This is a genomic window from Polaromonas sp. P1_G2 (assembly GCF_056405515.1).
Map to the genome: position 1 here is coordinate 1 of NZ_JBFUBY010000941.1, position 503 is coordinate 503.

Annotated in this window: 1 protein-coding gene; it reads left to right on the forward strand. The window is 62.2% G+C overall.

The window, feature by feature from the left end:
* On the forward strand, positions 1 to 403 hold a 403-nt coding region (locus tag AC1D0P_RS28450; protein WP_477679798.1), incomplete at its 5' end, for an HAD-IA family hydrolase.
* Positions 404 to 503 lie beyond the last annotated feature (100 nt).

The following is a 503-nucleotide window of genomic DNA, read 5'->3' on the forward strand; positions in this document are numbered from 1 at the left end:
CTCCAAGATCACCGAGCAGCGCTGCATCTGCTCGAATTCGTCGAGCCCGCGCCTCGATATGATGCTGAGCAAGGTCGGGCTCAAACCCTATTTCGCGCCGCATATCTATTCCGCCAAGGACCTGGGCCCGGATCGCGCCAAGCCGAAGCCGGATATCTATCTGCATGGGGCCAAGCAGTTCGGTGCGGACCCGTCGCGCTGCCTGGTGATCGAGGATTCCACCCATGGCGTTCATGCGGCGCGCGCCGCCGGCATGCGGGTGATCGGCTTCACCGGTGGTTCGCACACCTACCCGACACATGCCGACCGCCTGACCGATGCCGGCGCCGAAACGGTGATCTCGCGCATGGTGGAACTGCCGCAGATGGTCGAGGCTTTGAAGAATTGGCGCGAGCTCGCCTGAGGTTTACGCTTCAGGCCCGCTTCGTCAGCGGGAAACGTTCTTTCAGCAATCGCAGAACGGAATCGGCGCCGATCGGCGGTCCGAAATAATAGCTCTGACC